The sequence below is a fragment of the Vibrio splendidus 12E03 genome, assembly GCF_000272105.2.
Taxonomy (GTDB): Bacteria; Pseudomonadota; Gammaproteobacteria; order Enterobacterales; family Vibrionaceae; genus Vibrio; species Vibrio splendidus_I.
Genome location: NZ_AJZD02000292.1, coordinates 1 through 225, shown reverse-complemented (window position 1 = coordinate 225; position 225 = coordinate 1). Strand labels below are relative to the sequence as shown.

Sequence of the window (225 nt, the reverse complement as noted above, 5' to 3'; positions counted from 1 at the left end):
AGGTAATAGCCATTATACGATGCACGCAACACGTAACTCTGTTTGAGCTATTTAACCTTTAGAATATGGTGGAGAGGGACGGATTCGAACCATCGAAGGCAGTGCCAACAGATTTACAGTCTGCTCCCTTTGGCCACTCGGGAACCTCTCCAAATTTTGAGCTTTCTCTCGCTTGCCTTAAAGGAAGGGAGAAAGTGGTGCCGACTACCGGAATCGAACTGGTGA

The 225-nt window shown here is 47.6% G+C and carries 1 tRNA gene; it reads right to left on the bottom strand.

Features of this window, described 5'->3' with window-relative positions:
• Positions 1-66: 66 nt before the first annotated feature.
• Positions 67-151 (bottom strand) — tRNA-Tyr (locus tag A142_RS18075).
• Positions 152-225 lie beyond the last annotated feature (74 nt).